Source organism: Ruegeria sp. AL7 (genome assembly GCF_056536105.1).
Window position 1 is genome coordinate 725890 of record NZ_JBQFJF010000002.1, and the last position, 23238, is coordinate 749127.

Consider the following 23238-nt stretch of genomic DNA (forward strand, 5'->3'; position numbering starts at 1 on the left):
GATATTTGAATCCATTGGGGCGTATCGCACGTCAACAAACTTTCGTTTCACGTCACGTCAAAGGAGGTATGGCGACAGTTGGCCAACCTTCTGTTGATACAAGAATAAGGGACCTTTCCAAGGTCGCAGAGGAAAACCCCAGGCGCAGCGACCGCATATACATGGCTTGCAATTGGTTCGAAATCCGCCCGGAAATGCGCTGTGCTTTTGACGCAGATCACCGAATAACTCAGAGGGTTTAACCCGATATGTGTGAAATGTGCGCGATCCAGGCATTGGTTTCGTATGCTTGTGACGACAAGGTCGATCTCGGCGTCGTGTCCAACCAAGCGAAGCGCAGCTGTCTTGCCAAGCGTAGCTGTTCCGCCGCCATACATTTCACCGGTATAGCGGCATGTGCCATCACTTAAGGAAAGCACTTCAAACTCTGCCCTGAATGGAACATGTCCGGCCAGGTTCGACTTTGCGCCGATAGCCAAAATGATCCGTGCGCCCTCCCCTGCCGCATGGGCCTGAATGGCACTTTCCGGATCATGGAACAGACCCATCAGAACGTTTTTTACCCCGCCCTCAATCAAAGCGGCCAGCAGCCCCGTTGTATCTGACGTTCCGCCTGCGCCCGGATTGTCCTGAACATCGGCTAGAACGATGGGTTTTTCGCGCCTTTGACGACATGTGGAAACGGCCTCTTCCAAAGACAACATCTTACATTCAAGATTGGCCTCACGGGACAGGAACATGCTGACAATCTCTTTGGCAGCGGCAGCCGCTTTTTCAGCAGTCAAGGCATAAGCAAGGCAGGATGGTCCGGTGTCAGGATAATCCGCCGCCGTAAAACCAAGAGCGATCTCTGCCAGAATGCCTTGCTGTTCAAACCTGACAGGCAATTGATAGATATCACTGATCGGCGCAGAACCCGTGTGTTGCGCATGCAGGGGGATCAGGTAAGGCACCGGTTGGAACGTTTTGTATAGGGTTTCACCCGCCAGCAGGCGACGCAAGACTGGAACGCATCGTGCACCCGCTTCCGCCATATCCAAATGTGGGTAAGTGCGAAAAATCGACAGGTAGTCTGAGTGTTTGACCATTTCGGTGGAAATGTTGGCATGAAGGTCCAAACTTGCGACCACTGGAACGTCTGGACCCACAGTTTCACGAACGCGACGCAAAAGCTCTCCTTCACCGTCAGCAAGGCTTTCGGAGACCATAGCTCCGTGCAGATCAAGATAGACACCGTCAATCTGGCCTGCGCCCCATATTCCGTCCAACAGCATCCCGCAGATCGTTTCGAATGCATGATCGGTGACATGGGCGGACGGTTCGGCAGAGCACCACAAAACGGGAATGACATCAAATCCCGTTGCCTGTGCCGCGGCGGTGAAACCCGCGATCGGAAGGTTCATGCCCCCGGTTTCCAGAAGAACCTGTGAACCATGCAGCATTCCCGGCCAGGAATCCGCCATCTCAAACTCAGGCATCCCAGCTTTCGTTACACCGAAACAGTTGGTTTCATGTTGGAACCCCGCGATCACAATACGCTTGGTCGCCATTATGCGTGCTCAAACTCTTGTTCAGTACACACAGCGGAAAAAACCCTTTCGCCATAGCGGATGGTTTCAAGCACGACAGTGTCTGACAGGCGGTCCGGGTCGTGCAGTGGATTGCGCGAAAGAACAACAAAATCTGCAATTTTACCCGGTTCTATGGATCCGCGTTGATCTTCCTTGAACACCTGCCAAGCGGCTTCGATGGTTTGGGCCCGCAGGGCTGAAATAACGCTGATCTTCTGATCCTCGCCAAGCACACGGCCAGAAGCGGATTTTCGGTTCACCGCGCAATGGGCAAGATGGATTGGACGCGTCGGTGTGACCGAGGCGTCGTTGTGGATCGTGTATCGCACGCCATACCGTTCGGCTGACGCCGCCGGCGATATCCGTTCGGCTCGCTCGGGTCCCAGGAAAGTATCGTAATGACGATCCCCCCAAAAGAAGACATGGGCGGGAAGAAGCTGACGGTCAGACCAAGCCGGGCCATACGCTCCAATTGGTCATCCCTCAGAACCTGGCCATGGATAATGGTATGTCGATGATCCTGGCGCGGGTGTGCAACAAGCGCCTTTTCCACCGCATCTATGAACATCTCGGCACCGGCATCGCCATTGCAGTGGCAGTGAATCTGCAAGCCCTGACTGTGGAGCTTTTCTACATCCGCAACCAGCTGCTCTTGCGAGGTATAGGTCATTCCACAAGGATTATCAGGGCTGGCAGGTTTGAAATATGGAGCAGACAAATACGCGGTCTGTAACTGAAAGGCCCCGTCCGTAAACAGTTTGCGCGGACCCAGCGAAAAATGCGGGTTGCCCGGCCAGCTCGTTCCAATCCAACGCGAAGATAACTCTGGCTCCAGATCTCCGACGGGCAAAAGCTCGATGTCAATTCCCGGATCCTGATCCGCAGGCAGGCTGGCGAAGTGGTCCAGCATGGGCTGCGATGCCCAGGCATTTTGGGCATAGGTCACACCATGGGCCAGGTATTCGCTGCGGCAGGCGTCAAAACCCCGCCAAAACCGGTCGCGGTCAATCAGGAAATCAGTATCGCCCATTTCACCCATGGCCGACAGCCCTTCCATCAATCCGGTCAGTGCTCCGGTTTCGGATCGCGGCCATAACGGCCCCCTTGGATCAGGAGTTTCACGAGTTATCCCGCGTCTTTCCAGCGCGAGAGAATTTGCCACGCCATTATGACCCGACGCGTGAATGACCCAGATTGGATGGCGTTGTGACACGCCGTCCAGTTCGGCCCGTGTGGGCATTCGACCTTCCAGAATGGACGTATTGTCAAAGGACACCCCCATGACCCATTCACCCTCGGGTGTTGCACTCGCCTTTTCGTGAAGCCTGTCCAACGCCTGTGACATGTCTCTGCAATCCCCTAAAGGCGGCGAAGACAGATCGACACGGAACAGCTTAACAAAGCCGGGATCGGGAAAGTGCCCGTGTGGGTCGATAAAGGCGGGCATCAGGGTACGACCCTTCAGATCATGCTCGTGCGCATCCGAAGGCATGCGGGCGCGCAACTCAGCCTCGGCCCCCACTGCCTGAATTCTGTTGCCGTCAGTCAGCACCGCCTCTGGTGAAGAGTTCTGCGCATCCATAGTCAGGATGGTGCCGTTGAAGTAGAGTGTGCTTGGCATTGGATTTCCTAGTTACGACAGCGGGGCCAGACAACGCAGCCCATGGCCGCCCTTTACTTCCCATTCCGGGGTTTGGGTGCAAATGTCTCTGGCAAAGGGGCAACGCTCGCGAAACTCACAGCCAGATGGCCGCTTCAGCAGGCTGGGAGGCTCCCCTTTGAGGGCGATCCGTTCCAATCGCGCATCCGGGTCCGGCTCGGGGTTGGCGCTCAGAAGGCAGCGGGTGTAGGGATGGCGCGGGTTGTTGAAGATCGTTTCGGTTGTGCCCTCCTCGACCAAACGGCCCAGATACATGATGCCCATTCTGTCGGCCACGTGACGCACGACGCTGAGGTTGTGCGTGATGATGACCATCGCCAGCCCCAGCCTTTCACGCAGTTCGTTGAGCAGGTTCAGCAACTCACCCTGAACCGAGACATCAAGACCGGCAGTCGGCTCATCCGCAAGGATCAGCTTGGGTTCCAGCGCCAGGGCGCGCGCGACGCCCACGCGCCGGGCCTGACCTCCTGACAGCTGATAGGGATAGCGATCGGCAAAATGCGCGGGCAGGTTCACCATTTCCAATAGGCGCTTGGCCTCGGCATCCAGATCGCGATCTTTCATACCCTGAATGCGATAGGGTTCGGTGATCAGGCTGCGGATTGTCAGGCGGGGCGACAGGCTACCGACCGGGTCCTGAAACATCATCGCCATGTCTTTACGCAGCGGGCGCATGACGCTTTCCGGCGCGCCCCGAATTTCCCGACCTTCGAATGTGACCGAACCGTCCTGTGCAGGCGCAAGACCCGCAATCGCGCGGATTACCGTCGTCTTACCCGATCCGCTTTCACCAACCAGAGCGTAAGTTTCGCCAGGTTCTACGGTAAAGCTGACACCCGCCAGAACATTGGCCGGTCCATAACTGGTTTTAAGATCCACGACATTCAGCAAGCTCATGTTGCGACCTCCTCGTGGTTCAGCCAGCATGCGGCGTGGTGGCCTTCTTTCAGTTGATCCAGTGGCGGCACATCGGTCGCGCAGCGCGCCATGGCCTGATCGCAACGGTCCCGAAAGATGCACCCCCCGGGCAGGTTGGCCAGATCAGGCACTTCACCGGGGATGGTGGGCAAAACGCGGGCGCGTTCTTTGATGTGGCCGGGATCACATTCGATCAGACGACGTGTATAGGGGTGTTTAGGGTTGTGGAAAATCTCACGCACATCGCCGCTTTCGACAACGGCTCCTGCATACATCACCACCACCCGGTCGCAGAGTTCCGCGATCACGCCCAGATGGTGCGAAATAAACAGAATGGCACAATGAAACTCGCGCTGTAATTCTTGTAGGCGCTCGATGATCTGTACCTCAAGAGTGGCGTCCAATGCAGTGGTTGGCTCATCCGCGATCAAGAGGTCCGGCTCGGACATCAACGCCATTGCTATGGCGATCCGCTGGCGCATCCCACCTGAGAACTCATGCGGATACTGCTTCAGGCGCGCTTCGGGATCGGGGATGCCGACAGCACCCAGCATCTTGGCTGCGTGGGTCAATTTATCCGCCTTTGACTGCTTTGAGCGATGCTGAATGTCCAGCATCTGCTGCCCGATGGTCAGAACCGGATTGTGCGTTTGCATCGGATCCTGGAAGACAATGGATATGTCTGCACCGCGCAGGTCGCGCATCTGACGCTCGGAAGCCTTCAACAGGTCCTGCCCTTTGAAACGAACCTCACCTTGACGGAACCGCGTATTGGGGGCGGTCAGGCGCAGGATGGATGAGATCAGGGTGGATTTGCCGCATCCGGATTCCCCGACAATACCAACAATTTCACCCTTGTTGACGTTGAATGTGATGTTCCTCAGGGCCTTAAGGTCGCCACGGCCCGTTTCGTAGTCAACACTCAGGCGGTCGATTTCCAGCAGTGTATCGGTCATCGCTGTTTCCTCAATTTCGGGTCGACCACATCACGTAGGCTTTCGCCCAGGAAAGTGAATCCAAGTGTTGCCAGAATGATCGGCAGGCCCCCGCCCACCACCAGCCACGGTGTTTGGCGGATCAGGGAATAGCCATCCTTGAGCAAGGCTCCCCAACTGGGTGTCGGGGGTTTCACACCCAACCCCAAAAATGACAGCCCGGCCTCCAGCGCGATGACGGTGGGTATATCCATGGCTGCTAAGACAGCCAGAACCCCGATGATATTGGGTAGCATGTGCACACCCAGAATACGCGTCATGCTGGCCCCCATTGATCGCTCTGCCAGAATGAATTCGGAATTGCGAAGCGTCAGGGTCTGGGTTCGCGCCACGCGCCCATATGTCGGGATCGAGGTCGCCATGACCACGAATACAACTGTCTGCAAGCTGGGCCCGACAAGGGCCACAACAGCCAGTGCAAACATCACCGTCGGAAAGGACCGGATGGTATCGAAAAACAGCATCAGCAGGTTGTCGAGCCATTTCGGCCCGTACCCGGCTATCATGCCCAAAGTCAGGCCAATCGCCATCGCGCCGAAAACAGCTGGCAGCGCCACTTTAAGCGCAACCTGCCCCCCAGCAATCACCCGCGAAAACGTATCGCGACCCAGCTGATCCGTGCCCAGCAGATGCGCCGCGGACGGCCCTTGCAGGCGGGATTTGATATCCATGGCAATGGGATCGTAAGGCACAATCCAGGCAGCAAATATCGCGCAGAACACGATGGTCCCAACGATTATCAAACCCATTAACCCAAGCGGGTCGCGGGCAACCCCGACTATGATCTGGCCAAGTTCGGAACGAGATTTTACCATCACTCCGCCTCCTTAATGAGCCGTGCGTGCGCGTGGATCGAGTAGCGCGTTGATCAGATCGGCCAAGGCGGTCGACACAACGAACAGTGCCGTTGATACAAGGACCGAACCCATCACAATCGGATAGTTTCGGGTCGTGATGCTGTCGATGACCAGCTTACCCAAGCCTGGTCGGGCAAAAACGATTTCGGCAAAAACGGCTGAGCTGAGCAGAAAGCCCATCCCGACCCCGATCACGGTGACCACGGGTAGAATTGCGATACGCAATGCGTAAACCATGACCACGCGACGTTCCGCGATACCAAAGGCCCGGGCGGTACGCACATGGCTTTCACCCATGACCTCGAGCATCGACGCCCGTACCAGCCGTGCGATATATCCTACCCAGCTGAGCCCTATGGCGAATGCAGGCAAAACCAGATGGTCAAGGCGGTCCCAGAACCCCTCTCCTGCCCCAATGGCGGGAAACCACTGCAAATTAACGGCGAAAACCAACAAAGCCAAAAGCGCAACAACAAAGGCCGGAGCGGCAACAAAACTGACGGAAATTGCGGCGGCGATCCGGTCGATCATCGTGTTTGGATGCGCAGCCGCATAAGCGCCAAGTGCGATACCAAGACTTGCGGACCACAGGATTGATGCAAAAATCAGCTCCAGAGTGAACGGCAATTGCTGAAACACAATCTCAGTCACAGACCGACCCGAGAAGACATCGGTGCCAAGGTCACCCTGCAAAAGGTTCGAGTAAAAGATCAGCAGCTGTTTCCAGATCGGTTGATCAAGACCAAGTGCGGCGGTGAGTTGGGCCTGAAGCTCGGGTGTGGCGCGCGGACCCAGCATGATCTGGACCGGATCGCCTGGTACAGCGCGGATCATCAGGAACATGACGGTGACCGCCACGAAAAGGATGAGCAGCGACAGCCCGAAGCGACGGGTTGCGAAGTTCAGCATGGCCAACTGGCTCCTTGTGGCTGGATGGCGTTGGTTATGGAGCGGCGAGTGTCAGCGCCCGCCGCTCCCTGTCGACCTGGGGAGGTCAGGTCGACTTGCCAAAGTAACGCAGCAGCGACAGCCCATCCGGGCGCAATGCAGGAATGACACCTGCGCTGTGAATGACCGGTGTTGCCTCGTGTGTGATGAAGCGATAGGCACCGCTTTCTTCCATCAAGTCCTGCGCACGCTGGTACATTTCAGCCCGCTTTGCGATATCTGTTTCCCCAGCCGCAGCTTCGTGGATTTCGTTGAACTCTGCGCTGTTAAAGCGTTCCCAATTCCACTTGCCAATTTGCTCGGGCGTAAACCACGACGTCGCATAATACGGGTCCGGCGTCATCGAATAGCGGTTCAGAACAAGTTGCAGGTTTTCGTTGTCGCCAGACGCCCAGAACGCACCGGATTCCAGAACATTCACCTCAACTGTGATACCGATTTGCGCCAGCGTCGCCTGAATGATCTGTGCAGTTGTCGTGAACGTTGTCTTGTTTAGCGTGTCGAGGGTCAGAGTGACGTTGGTTTCACCCGATTCCGCAAGCAGTTGCGCCGCTTTTTCGAAATTTGCCTCAGGTGGCACCAGCGAAGACGGCCGATGCCCAGCCAAACCCGGAGCAATGATCCCGGTTGCCGGTTCGGCTGCACCAAAATAGGCAGCCTCCAGAATGCTGGGGACATCTATGGCATGTTGAATCGCCTGTCGCAGCTTCTGATTTTGCAGCTTTGGATGTTCAACATTCATTCCCATCCAGACATAGTAAAGCGAGGGTTTCTCAACCAGCGATCCTCCATTGGGAACACCAGCGCGATAACGTTCGACTGAACCCAGCGACACGCGAGTTACGTCCAGTTCGCCCGCTTCAAACGCGATCTCGGCGGTGTTTTCGTCGTCGATCGGATAGATCTCGATTGTGTCCCATGTCGGAGCATCGCCCTTCCAGTCGGGGTTGCGCTTAAGAACCGTTTTTTCCTTGGGCGACCAGCTGTCCCGCAGATATGGGCCGGACTCTGCCACCGGATCAGCACCGATCCGGCCACCGGCTGCTTCGACCGCTGCTTTCGAAACAATGTTTCCGGTGATGTAAGGCAGGGCAATTGACCAAATCGGTGCGAAGGGTTTGTTCAACACAATCGTCCCTTCGCGTTCACCGGTCACTTCAACATGGCTGAACGGTCCCAGGTCGGGTTTGTTTGGGCTGTCGGTCGCGTCATCCACGATCCGTTCCATGCTGAACTTGACGTCCTCGGCGGTCATGGCGCCAAAGCCGTTGGTGAAGCCGATATCGTCACGCAATGCAAACTTGATATGGGTGGGGTCAACCTGCTCGATCATCGTTGCCGCGTCGAGCTGCCAGCCCCATTCCTCGCCTGGCTTATACTGGATCAGCTTGTTGTAGATCGAGGCATGTACCTCTTCTTCCACGACACCAACCGAGTGGGCCGGATCCATATTCTGTGCATCGCCGTAGGCCCGTACCCGCAGAACACCGTCGTCTGCTGCAAATACGCGATTTGCCCACCCCATCGGAAGCGCCGTGGTCGCTCCAAGCGCGGTTGCGCCTTTCAGGAACCCGCGACGACCAACATTGGCCTTTGTCCATTCTATCTTCATAGTATCCTCCCTAGGATTAAGTCAGAGAAATCCGCGTGGAATGGTTTCCGACCATTCCTTTGTCAGGACTTCGGTTTCATCGGCACCTTCGGTGGCGCGAAGTTTGCGGTAGAGGTAGAAATTCTGCGTGTCGCAACTCATGCGGCACTCGGTCGAGATGGCGACCTGCCACTCCGCCCGTTCGAATGTGAAATTCCAGGCCGTCTCAAACCGGGCAGTGGCCGGGTCATCCGGGTTAATGCCGTAATGCATGCGCACATCACTGCCGACAATCAGGCCGTGATAGGGATCGCGTGATTTACCATAGTCGTCAAACGTCTCAAGCACGATCCGGCCGTCTTCTGTTTCTTTACGTTCGGAATGCGACGCAGGTGTCCGCAATTGATCGGCTGCAAGAACCGGAAACTTCGGCGCCGGACCGGGTTCGGAAGCTTGGATTTCACGCGATACTTCGCGCACCGGCAAATGCAGGGCGCAGTCCTGCAAATGCAATGTCACCTGTGCCTGGTTTGGCGATGGCCAGATGATTGGCCAGTAGGACGTCGACAGGGCCAGCCGCAACACATGACCCTCACGCAGTCGATGCGCACATTCGTTTAGGGCAACCTCGGCCTCATATTCCTCGCCGGGTTGTAAGAATTCAGGTGTCTCGTGATCGCGGAAATGGCATAAGTTCAACGACCGGTAGCTGATGCGCTGTGAAATACCCTCGGGTGATACATCGCATAGGCGCGCAATAATCTGAGCGACAGGCTTGTCTACTGAAAACCGAAACTTCAGTCTTGCGCGCCCCAACAATTCCAGCGGCGCACGCAATGGCGCGCTGTCAAAGCACAGCGACAATGCATCGTCGCTTGCCTGGTCGTCGGGCAGCTCGTTATCGATCCGCATACCTGCACAAAAATACCCGCTTTGCATGCCCAAATGGCAGGGCGACGAAATGGCTGCGGAACCTTGGGCTGGGGTAGGGGAAAATTCGCCCGGTGCCAGATGCCAGATCTGTTCATGTACGTGCGGCGATGGCCAGCGACCTTCAGCTATCCAGCGACCTTGCCGAGGGCTGTTTTTTGGTGTCGGGTTGAAATGCTCCTGCATGTATGTCCGGTACGCAGGCAAATCTTCTGCGCCGTTTTCCTGTTCTTTCAACCAGCGATCAAACCAGCCGATGACTTCGGAATGGAAATCCGCAGGATCAATTTTCGAGATATGCGCGTATCGATGCTCCCATGGCCCGATGACGGCCTTGGTGGGCGATGTCAGGTTGGCTGTCAAAGCAGGCGGGGCATTTACATACGCATCTGCCCAGCCGGTTATGGCCAAAACCGGGGTTTGGATAGCAGACCAGTCTTCGCAAACCGAGCCGTGCTTCCAGTATGTGTCCCGTGTCTGATGACGCAGCCAATCGGCGGCTGAAAATGGAACGTTTTGCAGCCGCATCAGCCAATCCTCTCGCCAGTCTGCGCGTAAGGCCGGATCTGCGGGCCTGGTCAGATAAGCGAACATCTGACTACCCCAGTTCATGTTGTCGCTCAGCAGGCAACCACCCATGAAATGGATGTCATCTGCATAGCGATCCACGGTCGAGGCGACGCTGACGACGGCCTTCAACGCAGGCGGTTGCCGGAAAGCCAGTTGCAAACCATTAAACCCACCCCAAGATATTCCGATCATCCCAACGTGACCGTCGCACCAATCCTGCGCTGCGATCCATGCGATGACTTCTTCACCATCACTCAGTTCCTGTTCCGAGTATTCATCGTCGAATTGCCCTTCGCTGTCGCCCGTACCCGCTATATCGACCCGAACGCAGGCATAGTCAGCCTCGGCAAATACCTTATGTGTTGTTTCATCCCTGGGCGCTGTGCCGTCGCGTTTGCGGTAAGGCAGGTATTCCAGAATGGCCGGAGCTGGACCGGTTTCGGTAACCAGAGTCGAGCAGCAAGCCTCCGCCCGTCGGAGAGTGTGATCCATGTGTTTTCGACGGTTTTAACTGGCATCCGAGAGCTTGTTTTTTGCGAGCTGATGCCGAAGAAGAAAACAATTTGCAGAAAAAACAAATTGTGCAATCTTATGCGAAGTGATGCTATTTGCAGCGAAATAGCGTCAAATAGCGAAGGGTTTTTCCATGTCCCAGTATTTTTCTGCCAACCTGAAGTCGCTATGCGCAGAACACGGCAATATTTCAAAGATTTGTCGGGATATTGGCGTCAACCGGCAGCAATTCAATCGGTATCTGAATGGCTCCAGCCTGCCTTCGGCCCACAACATGCGTCGGATCGCGCGCCATTTCGGCCTGACAGAAGCCGAACTGTTCGCTGAAACTGCTTACTTTGAGCAAATGCTAAAGGACGTCTTACCACCATCCGGAAAAACGCCCGCAGACGCGTTTCTGGATCCTTTTCGGGGCCAACACAAAAACCTCAGGCGCTATGTTGGTTTCTATCACTCGTTTTTCTGCACGCCTTCCTGGGAAGGGAAGATATTTTGTTCGTTAATCCGTATTCAGGAAGTTGATGGGCTTTTCACAATCCGGTCCCGCGAAATTGCCACATCACAAGACAAAAGCATGCACCAGATTTCCCGTTACGTTGGTTTGGTGACAATGCGGGGAAACAGGATATTTATAACCGAACATGAGTTGATGCGCGAAGGCAGCGTTGCCAATACCATCTTATATTCAGCGCACCGCCAGCAACTAAAGTATCTGCGGGGAATGACGATGGGTGTTGCTTGGCGCCCTTACCCGCATCCCTACGCCGCCAAAACAATCTGGAAGCGCCTGCACGAGCGGGTAACCGCGCGTGAGGCCATTGCCGCCTGTGGTATCTACTCAACCCATAGTACCAAGATTGATCCAACTGTCAGGAAACACCTTACCGAGGAGTGAAGTGTCGGAAGGATGTATGTGACGCTCTGTTTTTTCTGGATCACACCCGGCATATCAATTTGGCTTTGCTATTCTGCTTACGCGTGTCCTTTTGGTGGTGCGCGGGTGTAAAGGTACTAGGGACGTTACCGTTTTTTGTACCGTAGCCCATAGATAGTGACCCAACAGTTCATAGTGACACGATCAACTCGAGCTTTTTGCTCCGATAGTCACTGTCTGGTCCAATCAAACCGGACACGTGTTCATCAGAATGATCGCTTTTCTCGTATTACTCGTCCAGATATGCGAAAGCCGATATCCTTGTTCCTTGCCGTCGCGGTCTAAAGCAATTTCTGCACCGAAGATCAGACTGAATCCGCGTGCGTTTCCAATAACGGCACGTTTCTGAGCCAGCGCTTCCATTCATTTGCGAGCATGCAATCCCACATTTTTCGCGCTCTCCAGCAATTGCTGTCTTTGATCTCTTCCAATACCGCCATCGCTGCAGCACAGAAAACGGGGTTGCTATTAAACGTATTGAAATAGCGATAGCACTTAAGAAAAGTAACAAAGAATTCTGCTCGTGTAACAACACCACCCACCGGATGGCCGTTCGTCTTTGGTTTCCCCAGTGTCACGATACCTGGCAGGATACTCCTTCACCCCTAACAAAATGGACCGGGTCGCCTTAGAGGGATAATACATTGGGTCCAAGCAGCTTTGTCTTGTCGGCAATAAGCTGACCTTTTTCCTGTAATGGTATGCAACTTTCGCAGGTATCCCTCGAGGCGGCGCCACGGCGTCCGAAGGTTAAATGCATTTGTTGGAATGACGAAGGTCAGCGATTTTTGCTGATTACACCCTGCTCGACCCAGGCATCAAATTGCACGAGGACCGCTTCGCTGAACGTGTGGTCGTTGATATGAGCGTCAAGTTCTGTCATCGGCACACGACCCGGTATAACCATGCGTACCTCATCCACCATATCTGCCAGTGCATCAGGGTCATGCGCCGCCTCGCCTTCTTTGTCCCATGCTTCAACCCCCTGAACAGGCAGGAAAAAGTGGACAGGTCCCGTTGCGGCCTCCATTCGGTTGGCCAGTTCACGGATCCAAGCGCGGCGTTCATCCCCATTGAAGACGGAACTCTTGATCAGTCGGTTATGCACGTGAAACGGACGATCTGAATATTGGTCGGGGATGTCCTGCCAGCCCGCGAAATCCAACAGGTCCAACGCTCCGGGCGCGATCATCTGCGGTGTGCCTACGCGACCTGCACTGGTTACACGCTCCTCGCCGCTGGACACGACAGAGCCCGCCATAAAATTTCCGAATTCCTGCATGCAGAAATCCATCACGCAGGCAAATGCGCCCTCGCCGGCCAGCTTTTCAAATGCCATGCCACCCATGCCGGTAGAGTGGAAAACCGCCACCTCAAAACCGCGTTCCTCCAACGCCGGTTTCAACGTCTTCATGTAGCGCAGACAAGACGAGCCAAGACTGGTCATTCCAATCAATGGCTTGCTGCGGTCCGGTGCAATAGCGGCCTTGGTCGCGCCAACAACTGCCCCGGCTGCCTGGCTGAGTGAAGACTGGCAAATCGAATTCATACCATAGAGCCCGCCGGCCCACAGGATCATCTGAATATCCGGCGCCAGACGATGCGGAGGGATCAGAGGAGAAAAGCTGACCGTAGACACAATGTATTTTGGCACACCCATCGGCAGCGCTTGTGCACAGTCCAGTGCCAGATCGGTGCCCATGGTACCGCCGGTGGCCAGCATCCCGTCAAAGCGGCCATCGGCATAGGCCTGGGCAACCACTTTTGCGGCACCCGCGGACATTACCCGAAAAGCTTTATTTTCATCCCCCTGTGCGATGACTTCATCAATGGTCATGCCACCGGCAGAAGCGACGTCGTGCTTGGAGATGTCGGTTGGCGTCTTGGGATCACCCAGCACTGAGACATCCATTGTCAGTACATCAGCGCCCTGTGCGTGGTGCGTTTTCAATGAAACGCATCTCGGCTTCTTTCGTGTCATAGGTGCCGATCAGCAGGATCGTTTTCATAGTCATAAGCTCCTCCTTCGTTCCGCCGCCATTCAGAGCTTGATCCAGGCCGTTTTCAGGTCGAAGTATTTCTCAAGCGCGTGCAAAGACTTGTCGTGCCCATTGCCGGACTGGCGCACTCCTCCAAGCGGTACGGTCAGATCAGCACCGCCATAGGTGTTCACATGCACGACGCCTGTGCGGATACCAGCCACCATACGGTGGGCGCGGCCAAGGTTAGATGTCCAGACACCGCCAGCCAGGCCATACACGGTGGCGTTCGCCAACCGGATCGCGTCTTCTTCGTTTTTGAAGGGGGTCACCGCCAGAACGGGGCCAAAGACTTCGTTCTGAAACAAGTGGTCCGTCTCTTTACCCCGGCCATTACGGTCGGAGACATATAATAGCCGCCACTCTCCATCAGGATGCGATTACCACCGGTGCGCCGCTCTGCCCCTTCCGCCTCGGCTTTGGCAACAAAATCCAGATTGGCCTCAAGTTCCGGCAGGCTGTGAACGGCACCAATCTGGCTGTTCAGGTCCAGCGGATCGCCGACGCGAAAGTTTTCAGCATGGCGCGAGACTTCGGCCACGAAATCCTGGTAGATATCTTCCTGAACAAGAAGGCGAGAGCCAGCAACGCAGACTTGACCGGAGTTGCGGAAGATTCCCGCTACGGACACTTTGGCGGCCTCGGCCAGATCCGGGGCGTCGTTGAAGACGATGTTGGCTGACTTACCGCCCAACTCAAGGTAGCAGCGCTTCAGATTGGAACGAGCTGAATACTCCAGCAACCGACGACCCGTCGCACCTGACCCAGTGAACACCATAATGTCTACATCCATCGACAGTGCCAGTGCCTCGCCCACAACCGAGCCGCGCCCTGTCACGACGTTGAACACGCCATCCGGAACCCCGGCTTCAGCAGCCAGTTCAGCAATCTTCAAAAGGCTGAGCGAAGCGCTTTCTGCGGGTTTCAATACTACGGAATTGCCTGCCGCAAGGGCCGGAGCAATTTTCCAGCTGCCGATCATCAGCGGAAAATTCCACGGTACGATTGCACCCACCACGCCGACCGGAGCATGGTGTACCAGGCCAAGAATATCGTGACTGGTTGGCGCGATCTGGCCATAAATCTTGTCGATTGCTTCGGCATAGTACCGAAATGTCGCCGCCGCCGAAAGCGCCTCGGCTTTATAGGCCATGCTGATCTCGGTGCCGTTGTCGCGCACTCCCAGAACAGAGATTTCCAGCGCACGCTCTTCGATCAGATCCGCCAGCTTCAGCAACACTTTCTTGCGCCCTGACGGTGCCATTCCGGACCATCGCCCGTCCTCGAAAGCAACCCGAGCGGCCAGGACGGCAGCTTCAATGTCCGCCACGCTGCCATCGGCGATCCTAGTCAGAGGTTGGCCATCGATGGGGGACAACACTTCAACCTGCACACCCGTTTCACCGTCAGTGAAATTGCCGTTAATGAAGTGGCCGCGCGGGGCGACTTGCTGCATTCGCAGCGCGTCGATTAGGGACTGATCCATGGATATTCTCAACCTTGTTGATTTGGGTGATCTGCATCGACGGGTTCGGCGTTTGGTTCTGGTCGCAGCTTATTTCTGAACTCGAAGTACAGAGCCCGAAAGTGCAGAATGAGGATCAGAACAATCATACCGAACAAGATGGCGGCAATCGGTCTATCAACAAAATCCAGCGGTGAATTAACCCGAGCCATGGCGCTGCGGAGCTTGACCTCCATAATGCCGCCCAAAACCATGCCGAGGATGATCGGAACGATCGGCAAGTCCAGCCGTTTGAGGATCAGACCGAACACTCCAAATGCCGCGGCCAATGCACAGTCGGTGATCGAGTTGCGCAGGCTGTATACGCCGACAAACGCCAGGATCAGGATCATGATGCCCAGAAAACGAGTTGGAATCTGAATGATCTTGAGCAGCAAATTGGTCGAGAACAGCAAAAACACCAGAACGATCACGTTCAGCAGGATCAACGCCATATAGAGGGCCATGACGAAATCCATCTGGTTTTCGAACAGCTGCGGCCCGGGTATCACATTGTGCACGTAAAAGACTGACAACATCATTGCCGTCAGTGCCTCGCCAGGAATACCCAGCGCCAGCAGCGGGATCATCGCCGCTCCGGGAACAGCATTGTTTGCGGATTCAGAAGCCACCAGCCCTTCGGGCGAACCATCGCCAAAGGCTTCTGGATTTTTAGAGGTTTTTTGTGCGTATGTGTATGACAGGAATTGCGAGGTGAACTCGCCGGTGCCCGGCACCATGCCCATGAACACGCCGATGCTGGATGACACGGTTGCAATACGCTTGAGGCCAAGCAGCTCTACTAATCCCGCAAAGATGCCTCCGCCAACATGTGCTTCACCCGGTGCATGGTTTTTTTCCAGCAACAGAAGCAATGCCTGACTGATTGCGAACAGCCCCAGCACAACAACAATCAGGTCTACCCAGAAGCCAGCCAGCTTTGCTCGAACGTGAAACGACGGGTGTATTTGACCGGCTCCAGCCCGACAGTGTTCAAGAACAGACCAAATGCCGCCAGCATGCCCGCTGCAAAGATCTGGCCGCGATGAGCGAGAATTACCAATATGATGCCAAGCAACGCGGCTAGGAAAATCTCACGGCTGCCAAAATGCGGGGCAACGAGTGCTAGGACGGGAGACAAGAGCATAAGGCAAATTATCGAAAAGATGCCTCCAAAAAATGACGCCGAATAGGCCAGTGACAACGCCCGATGACCCTGGCCGCGCTTCGTCATTGGATAGCCGTCATAGGTGGTCAAGGCATTGACTGCAGTGCCCGGTGTATTGATCAGGACGGCAGGGATTGCACCGCCATACATCGAGGACCCATAGATGCCTAGCAGCAGGGTCAGGCCAACGATGGGTTCAAACGCGAAAGTGGCGGGTAACAGAATGGCAATTGCCACCGGCGCTCCCACCGGCAGAGCGCCAATAATCACGCCTCCGATTGACCCGATCAAAGCGCAACGATTACCGGCCACTGCGCAAGTATCGAAAACCTGATAATAGAGCATCCATCAGCGAAACCTCAAAGATACGTCAGCGCAAACGCGCGAACCGTGTCGGGTAAATACTCATAGAGAGCGCCGGCCGGGATTTTCACCTGCAAGAAAGCCCTGAAGATGACCGTGACACAAACGCCGAACAATGCGGCACAACCGATACCCTTAGCATCGCGAAACCCGGTGCGAATTGCCAAAAACACGGCAAATATTACCGTCGCGGGAAGATACCCAAGCAAGGGAACAGCTTTTACGTAAACGAGGAAGTAGAAAACATATTCAAACGACCTCAACCAGAATGCCACTTCGGTCCACCGTCCGTGACGCCGCTGTGACATTGCTGAACTGAGCCAGTGCAGAAATCCGAAAATCACCATGGCCCAGAGGGCTATCATTGGCCAAAGACTGGGTTGCGCAAACCACTTGGTTCGCTTGACGATTTGTGTCTGCTCGTCCAGCTGCATTAACAAAAAGACAGCAAACGCAAGGAACACGAACGCAAAAACTACATCGCCAGGACGGCGATATCGTTTGAACATGTCCTGTAAGGTTTTCGCGATCATCTCTACCTCCCCACCGATTAAAATAGGCCCGGCAGTTTGAATCCTGCCGGGCCAATCTTGAGTTATTCGCCCAGAATCTCTTCGATTTTGGCGAAAGAGGCTTTGTCTTTTTCAATCTGCGCGTTGGAGGCGTCCGGGTCCTGCCAGTAGATCAGTGCACCTGTTTCCTCGGCAAGCTGCTTGGCTTTGTCGGAGCTCAGAGCCTTTTGAGCGGCTGCCGAGATCTTCTCGCGCGCCTCTGCCGGGGTGTCTTTGTGAACGAACAGACCGTTCCATAGTGCCAAAGGCAGGTCAGGATTTAGCTCGACAACAGTCGGAGTGTCAGGGACCAGGGGAATCCGCTCACCGCCGATGCTGGCCAGAACATTCACCTGATCTAAGCAGGGTAGTATAAGTTGAAGTGTCGTGTTGATCACGTCCACGTCGCCTGAAGTCAGGGTGTTGCAGTCCAGAGCATCAAATGCGGCTTCACTGGCGAAATCAAACCCGCTGCTGACAGCAGCTGCGAATGTCACCTGGGTGGGGGGCAGGACAGAGCCGAAATGCCCCAGTGCAACATCGTTATCTTTGCCATGTTCCACCAACTCCTCCCAAGATGAGAAGGGTGCGTCTTTGCTGGACGCTATCACGAACGGATAGGTCAGGAAGATGCCAATTGGGTCAAATGGGTTGGGGTTCAGCTCTGGAATGCCAATCTCGGGGCCAATCACCGGCACGCCTATTACAAAAGAGCCGACCGTATAGCCATCACCCGGAGCAGTGGCGACTTCGACAGCACCAGGGAACGGACCACCACCACCGCCAGGCTTGTTCACGACTGCTGCTGGTACGCCGTACATTTCCTGAAATTCATCTGCGATCAGACGTGTCAATACATCCTCCAGATCGCCCGGAGGCCACGGAACGACGAAGGATACAGGTTTCTCTGGATACTCAGCGAAAGCAGCTGATGCAGAGACCGCCATTACGGCAGCGGTAAGAATTTTCTTCATAGACTCCTCCCATTGATGGTTCAAATAATGAACCGATAAGTCATGTTTATTGTTGCGTTGTTAATTACATTGTGTCAAGTATTCTCTTAAGGAGGAGGAGTAACTTATGGGAACTGCTCTTAATGCTTTGAGATTGTTGGAGTTATTCTCCAACGCACGGCCCGAAATCGGGCTGACCCAGATGGCTCGGCTATCTGGTGTCAATAAGGCGACTGTTCTTCGGCATCTGCGTGAACTGGAAGAGTTCGGATTGATCGAGCAGAATCAGGGAACAAAATCCTTTATGATTGGCCCGGCGGCACTGCGTCTTGCCGCGTTACGCGAGATTGCAAATCCCGGCCTCAAAGCAGCGCGCCTAAAAATGCAGGCCGCGATGCAACAAGCAGGAGAAAGCCTGCACCTTTCTCTTCTGGAAAATGATGTTCTTCAAACGGCGCTAGTGGTCGAGACAACTCAGCACAGCGTTCGAGTTAGCCTAGACCCCACGGAAGTCCTTCCGCTCAACGCCACAGCCTCAGGGTTGTGCATGCTTTGTTTTGGCCCTCCTGCACTTTTGGAAGGCCTCAAAATCGCGACTTGCCCCGTATTACTGCCTCTACGCTAACGAACCTTGAACTCATTCAAGAACGTCTCGTCGAAGTAAAGGAAACCGGTTGGTCCTATAGTAACGGAAGTTTCGAAACCGGTGTTCATGGCTTTGCAGCCCCGGTTTTCGGAATTGATCAACTGGCGCTTGGGACGGTTTCATTCGCGGTTCCTGAAATCAGAACCGCAGGCGACCGGCAGCCGCCCCTACTGAATACCCTGAAACAAGTTTCGCAAGAGCTTACGGCAATCTTTGGTGGCCAGGCTCCTGCAAACTTTCCAACTGAGTTTCGACCGAGTGTTCGGTCGGACGAAATTCCCGGAGAATTTTGAAATGAAGGATTCCAACTTCCTGAAGGAAAACAACGCCCGCTATTTTTGGCACCCGATGGCGCACCCTGCCGACAGCCAAAAGAACCTACCAACCATTTTGGTCGGCGGCGAAGGGGTTAGCATCGTCGATGTCGACGGCCACAAGGCCATCGACGCCGTGGGAGGGTTGTGGAACGTCAATCTGGGTTATTCCTGCGAGCCAGTGAAGCAGGCGATTGCCGACCAGCTGAACGCTTTGCCCTATTATTCAACTTTCCGTGGCACCAGCAACGACAAGGCGATCGAATTGTCATACGAGCTGGCCCGGTTCTTCGAGCCAGATGGATTGACCCGCGCGTTCTTTACTTCGGGCGGCTCCGATTCGGTTGAAATCGCACTGAAATTGGCACGACAGTACCACAAGGTACGCGGCGAGGACGGGCGCACCAAATTCATAAGCTTGAAACAGGGGTACCACGGGACCCATTTCGCTGCAGCGTCGGTCAATGGCAATCAGAAGTTCCGTGCTGCCTACGAACCGATGATGCCTGGATGTTTCCACATCCCGGCACCATGGACTTATCGCAATCCCTTCGACGAGACCGATCCCGAGCGTTTGGCACAGCTTTGCGTCAAAGCATTGGAAGCTGAGATTGCGTTCCAGGGTGCAAATACTGTTGCAGCGTTCATCATGGAACCTGTTTTGGGTGCTGGTGGTGTAATTCCACCGCACGAGAGCTTCATGCCGTTGGTGCGCGAGGTCTGCTCGAAACACGGCGTTCTGTTGATCTCGGATGAGATTATCACAGCCTTTGGCCGCACCGGCAGCGAAAGCGGAGCCCGGCACTGGGGTGTGCAGCCGGACATTATGACAACGGCCAAGGCTATTACGAACGGGTATTTCCCATTCGGCGCTGCGATGATTTCCGGTCAAGTTGCCGAAGTGTTCGAACGCGACACCACTGGCAAAGCGTCCGTCGATCAGGGCTACACCTATTCCGGCCATCCGGTCGGAGCGGCAGCAGCCTTGGCAGCACTTGCGGAAATTAACCGCCTGCGGGTGTGGAGAACGCCGCCGCTCGTGGGGATGAACTTTTCCGGTCTGAAAAGGCTGGCCGACAAGTACGACGTGGTCGGCGACGTGCGCGGCGGTGAGGGCCTGATGTGCGCGCTGGAGCTGGTCTCGGATCGCAGCACCAAAGCACCGATTGCCAAGCATCTTCCGTTGCAGGTGCAGAAGGCAGCATATGATGACGGTGTCATGGTCCGGGTGTCGGGTAACAACATTATTCTGTCGCCACCACTGATCATCACGTCTGACGATGTGTCCAAGATCCTGTCGGCGCTGGATACCGGTTTGGCGAGCCTTTGAAATCTTCCCTGACCTCGCCGTTACTAGGCGGGGTCAGACTTTGACGGCTTGTAGTTCTTCGAGCAGGTCGAGGAGTTGATTGAGTTTTTCTCGTCCCATTTGTTTTTCGATGCTTTGGTAGATCTGGAGAGAGGTTCCGAGGTTTTCGGCGAGGATGTTTCGTCCTTCGTTTGTGATCTTCACCATTGTGCGTCGTTTGTCGTGGCTGTCCTGGCGGCGTGATATTTGGCCTTCGGCTTCCATCGTGCGCAGGATGCGGGTGAGGCTTGGCAACAGCAGGCAGGCCTCTTTGGCAATCGAGCTTTGCTCCACTTCACCCAACTCGTCCAGCACGCGCAGGATGCGCCATTTCTGCTCGGTCAGTTGTATCCCCTGCAGCATGTCCCGGATGGGGGCCATGACGGTTTCGCGTGCGCGCAGCAAGGCAATCGGAAGGGCGCGCGAGGTGTTCTTGGTGTGGCTTTGTTCACTCATGACAGTCTTCTAATTCGCAGAGTCAAAAGATGCAAAGATTAACAAAGCAAGTTCTTGACAGCGAGGTTTCCAATTTACTAAACATGTTTACCATTGGAGGGGAGCACATGCCACATTTTCACGTCGAGTATTCCGGCAATCTGGAAGACAGGGTCGATATGAGTGGCTTGTGCGAATGCATCCGGGCCACGGCTGCCGGGATCAAGACATTTCCCCTGCCCGGTATTCGTGTCCGGGCCACGCGGGTCGATCACTATGCCATCGCGGACGGCAATCCGGCGCATGGGTTTATCGATATCTCGATCCGCCTGCGCGCTGGCCGGGCTGCGGATGTCAAACGGGACGCCACGCAGCGCATTTTTGAGGCGGTTGAGGCCTATCTGTCCCCCGCCTTCGCCGGACATTCCATCGCGCTCTCGCTTGAGATGCGTGACATTGACCCAGACCTTTCGCCCAAGACCGGCACGATCCGGGACCATTTGGGCGCGACCAACCAGGAGCCCTGATCCATGAGCGCACTGGATACGAATATCGAGAAGCTGGCGGGCTTTCTGGCCCGGTTTAAGGAAACCGGCATCAAGAACCGGATCGCGGGCGAAGATCGCGACGGTTCCGCAGGGTGTTCAATCCACCTCCCGGTTGACAGGTCGGTGATCTGCGATGTCGCCCATGGCACAGCCGATGATATCGACGCTGCCGCTAATGCCGCCCACGCCGCATTTGCCGATTGGCGCGACATGCCTGCCACCGAGCGGCGCCGCATCTTGCTGAACGTTGCCGATGCGATCGAGGCCCGTGCCGAGGAAATTGCGCTGTGTGAATGCTGGGACACCGGCCAGACCCTGCGCTTTATGTCCAAGGCCGCGCTGCGGGGCCGAGAATTTCCGGTATTTCGCGGATCAGGTGGTCCAGGCGCGGGACGGTCAGCACCTTAAGTCGCCGACCCTGATGAACATCACCACGCGCGTACCGATCGGTCCGGTGGGGGTGATCACGCCGTGGAACACGCCGTTCATGCTGTCGACATGGAAGATCGCACCTGCTTTGGCTGCCGGGTGCACCGTGGTTCACAAACCGGCCGAAGATTCTCCGCTGTCCGCTCGCCTGCTGGTGGAGATCGCCGAAGAGGCCGGGCTGCCCAAGGGTGTGCTGAACACCGTGAACGGGTTCGGCCCCGATGCGGGTAAGGCGTTGACGGAGCATCCGTTGATCAAGGCGATCGCCTTTGTCGGTGAAAGCTGCACCGGCAGCATCATCACCAAACAAGGTGCCGATACGCTCAAGCGGATGCATCTGGAACTGGGCGGCAAGAACCCGGTTGTTGTGTTCGACGACGCCGATCTCGACCGGGCGCTGGATGCGGTGATCTTCATGATCTACTCGATCAATGGCGAGCGCTGCACGTCATCCTCGCGCCTGCTGGTGCAGGACACCATCAAGGACGCGTTCGAGGCAAAGCTGATCGAACGGGTCAACACCATCAAGGTCGGCCATCCGCTGGATCCTGAGACCGAGATCGGGCCACTGGTGACCGAGGAGCATTATAACAAGGTGACCTCCTATTTTGACATCGCCAAAGAAGACGGTGCGACTGTCGCCGCCGGAGGTGTCAAGGTGGGCGACACAGGGTATTTCATTCGCCCAACCTTGTTTACCGATGCCAATAACCAGATGCGTATCGCGCGAAGAGATATTCGGCCCGGTTCTGACCTCGATCCCGTTCTCGACCGAGGACGAGGCGCTGCAGATTGCCAACGACACACCATACGGTCTGACCGGCTATGTCTGGACCAATGACCTGACCCGCGCCTTGCGGTTCACCGACAAGCTAGAAGCCGGGATGATCTGGGTGAACTCGGAAAACGTCCGCCACCTGCCCACCCCGTTCGGCGGCGTCAAAGCATCCGGTATCGGCCGCGACGGCGGCAACTGGAGCTTCGAGTTCTACATGGAACAAAAACACGTCGGCTTCGCAACCGGAAACCACAACATCATGCAGCTGGGGAAACTGTAACCGACTGCACTCGAAATACGCGCGAAGAAACTCTAACTCCAGGAGGAGACCATGGGAGAAATCGTACTTGCCGCCAAAATGACTCACGTGCCTACCCTGCTCATGTCCGAGCAGGAAGGACCGATCAAAGGCAAGCGTCAACCGGCTATTGATGGCCACCGGGAGATTGCTCGTCGCGCCAAGGAACTGGGCGCAACAACGGTTGTCATCTGTGATACGCATTGGGTGTTGAACGCGGGCTTTCACATAAACGCCAACGACCATTTTGAGGGTATTCACGTCGAATGAATTCCGCAGTTCATTCAGGACCTGCCCTATAAATATGAGGCAACCCCGAATTGGGTGATGCGATTGCGCGGATTGCGACCGAAAGGGTGCTTATACGTTGGCCCATC

General features: G+C 55.6%; 17 protein-coding genes and 5 pseudogenes. 7 read left to right on the forward strand and 15 right to left on the reverse strand.

Annotation, left to right across the window (positions count from 1 at the left end):
• Positions 1-47 precede the first annotated feature (47 nt).
• The 8 genes and pseudogenes from ACR3E2_RS20550 to ACR3E2_RS20585 form a co-directional block, all read right to left on the reverse strand.
• A complete protein-coding gene (locus ACR3E2_RS20550) occupies positions 48-1550 on the reverse strand; it encodes a M81 family metallopeptidase (RefSeq protein ID WP_480484896.1) in 1503 nt (500 codons plus the stop codon).
• Positions 1550-3192, reverse strand: a pseudogene (locus ACR3E2_RS20555) (amidohydrolase). The gene ACR3E2_RS20550 and the pseudogene ACR3E2_RS20555 overlap by 1 nt, the downstream one beginning before the upstream one ends.
• Before the next feature lie 12 nt (positions 3193-3204).
• Positions 3205-4128 (reverse strand): oligopeptide/dipeptide ABC transporter ATP-binding protein, encoded by a 924-nt coding sequence (locus ACR3E2_RS20560; RefSeq protein WP_480484898.1) that lies wholly within the window; start codon positions 4126-4128, stop codon positions 3205-3207.
• Positions 4125-5105 (reverse strand): ABC transporter ATP-binding protein, encoded by a 981-nt coding sequence (locus ACR3E2_RS20565; protein WP_480484899.1) that lies wholly within the window; start codon positions 5103-5105, stop codon positions 4125-4127. The genes ACR3E2_RS20560 and ACR3E2_RS20565 overlap by 4 nt, the downstream gene beginning before the upstream one ends.
• Entirely contained in the window at positions 5102-5959 is an 858-nt protein-coding gene (locus ACR3E2_RS20570; RefSeq protein WP_480484900.1) for an ABC transporter permease, read from the reverse strand. The genes ACR3E2_RS20565 and ACR3E2_RS20570 overlap by 4 nt, the downstream gene beginning before the upstream one ends.
• A 12-nt stretch (positions 5960-5971) precedes the next feature.
• Complete coding sequence (locus tag ACR3E2_RS20575) at positions 5972-6910, reverse strand: ABC transporter permease (RefSeq protein WP_480484901.1); 939 nt, start codon at positions 6908-6910, stop codon at positions 5972-5974.
• 85 nt (positions 6911-6995) lie between these two features.
• Entirely contained in the window at positions 6996-8561 is a 1566-nt protein-coding gene (locus tag ACR3E2_RS20580) for an ABC transporter substrate-binding protein (protein WP_480484902.1), read from the reverse strand.
• A 21-nt stretch (positions 8562-8582) separates the two neighbouring features.
• A pseudogene (locus ACR3E2_RS20585) lies at positions 8583-10558 on the reverse strand (CocE/NonD family hydrolase).
• A gap of 128 nt (positions 10559-10686) precedes the next feature.
• Between ACR3E2_RS20585 and ACR3E2_RS20590 the strand changes: the two are divergent.
• Positions 10687-11448, forward strand: a complete 762-nt coding sequence (locus ACR3E2_RS20590) for a helix-turn-helix transcriptional regulator (RefSeq protein WP_480484904.1) — start codon at positions 10687-10689, stop codon at positions 11446-11448.
• A 225-nt stretch (positions 11449-11673) separates the two neighbouring features.
• Here ACR3E2_RS20590 and ACR3E2_RS20595 read toward each other — a convergent pair whose 3' ends face one another.
• The 6 genes and pseudogenes from ACR3E2_RS20595 to ACR3E2_RS20620 form a co-directional block, all read right to left on the reverse strand.
• Positions 11674-11850 carry a hypothetical protein gene (locus ACR3E2_RS20595; protein WP_480492834.1) on the reverse strand — a complete coding sequence of 59 codons (177 nt, stop codon included), beginning with the start codon at positions 11848-11850 and terminating at the stop codon, positions 11674-11676.
• 415 nt (positions 11851-12265) lie between these two features.
• Complete coding sequence (locus tag ACR3E2_RS20600; RefSeq protein WP_480492898.1) at positions 12266-13399, reverse strand: Tm-1-like ATP-binding domain-containing protein; 1134 nt, start codon at positions 13397-13399, stop codon at positions 12266-12268.
• Between the two features lie 207 nt (positions 13400-13606).
• A pseudogene (locus tag ACR3E2_RS20605) lies at positions 13607-15012 on the reverse strand (aldehyde dehydrogenase family protein); the annotation flags it as partial.
• A gap of 8 nt (positions 15013-15020) precedes the next feature.
• Positions 15021-16547, reverse strand: a pseudogene (locus ACR3E2_RS20610) (tripartite tricarboxylate transporter permease).
• A gap of 10 nt (positions 16548-16557) precedes the next feature.
• Positions 16558-17094: a tripartite tricarboxylate transporter TctB family protein gene (locus tag ACR3E2_RS20615; RefSeq protein WP_480484908.1), complete on the reverse strand. Its 537-nt coding sequence runs from the start codon at positions 17092-17094 to the stop codon at positions 16558-16560.
• 62 nt (positions 17095-17156) lie between these two features.
• A complete protein-coding gene (locus tag ACR3E2_RS20620; RefSeq protein WP_480484909.1) occupies positions 17157-18086 on the reverse strand; it encodes a tripartite tricarboxylate transporter substrate binding protein in 930 nt (309 codons plus the stop codon).
• Positions 18087-18192: 106 nt separating this feature from the next.
• Here ACR3E2_RS20620 and ACR3E2_RS20625 point away from each other — a divergent pair, with 106 nt between their 5' ends.
• The 3 genes from ACR3E2_RS20625 to ACR3E2_RS20635 are packed head-to-tail and all read left to right on the forward strand — an operon-like array spanning position 18193 to position 20355.
• Positions 18193-18690 (forward strand): IclR family transcriptional regulator, encoded by a 498-nt coding sequence (locus ACR3E2_RS20625; RefSeq protein ID WP_480492901.1) that lies wholly within the window; start codon positions 18193-18195, stop codon positions 18688-18690.
• Positions 18609-19004, forward strand: coding sequence for an IclR family transcriptional regulator domain-containing protein (locus ACR3E2_RS20630; RefSeq protein ID WP_480492903.1), 396 nt, complete (start codon positions 18609-18611; stop codon positions 19002-19004). The genes ACR3E2_RS20625 and ACR3E2_RS20630 overlap by 82 nt, the downstream gene beginning before the upstream one ends.
• Position 19005: 1 nt before the next feature.
• On the forward strand, positions 19006-20355 hold the full coding sequence (locus ACR3E2_RS20635) for an aminotransferase class III-fold pyridoxal phosphate-dependent enzyme (protein WP_480492905.1): 1350 nt from the start codon (positions 19006-19008) through the stop codon (positions 20353-20355).
• Positions 20356-20388: 33 nt separating this feature from the next.
• On the opposite strand, the gene hpaR is transcribed toward ACR3E2_RS20635, so the two are convergent.
• Positions 20389-20829 (reverse strand): homoprotocatechuate degradation operon regulator HpaR, encoded by a 441-nt coding sequence (hpaR, locus tag ACR3E2_RS20640; protein WP_480492848.1) that lies wholly within the window; start codon positions 20827-20829, stop codon positions 20389-20391.
• Between the two features lie 107 nt (positions 20830-20936).
• Here hpaR and ACR3E2_RS20645 point away from each other — a divergent pair, with 107 nt between their 5' ends.
• The 3 genes and pseudogenes from ACR3E2_RS20645 (at position 20937) to ACR3E2_RS20655 (ending at position 23131) form a co-directional block, all read left to right on the forward strand.
• Positions 20937-21335 carry a 5-carboxymethyl-2-hydroxymuconate Delta-isomerase gene (locus ACR3E2_RS20645; protein WP_480492907.1) on the forward strand — a complete coding sequence of 133 codons (399 nt, stop codon included), beginning with the start codon at positions 20937-20939 and terminating at the stop codon, positions 21333-21335.
• A gap of 3 nt (positions 21336-21338) precedes the next feature.
• A pseudogene (gene hpaE, locus ACR3E2_RS20650) lies at positions 21339-22843 on the forward strand (5-carboxymethyl-2-hydroxymuconate semialdehyde dehydrogenase).
• 51 nt (positions 22844-22894) lie between these two features.
• On the forward strand, positions 22895-23131 hold the full coding sequence (locus ACR3E2_RS20655; protein WP_480492909.1) for a DODA-type extradiol aromatic ring-opening family dioxygenase: 237 nt from the start codon (positions 22895-22897) through the stop codon (positions 23129-23131).
• Positions 23132-23238 lie beyond the last annotated feature (107 nt).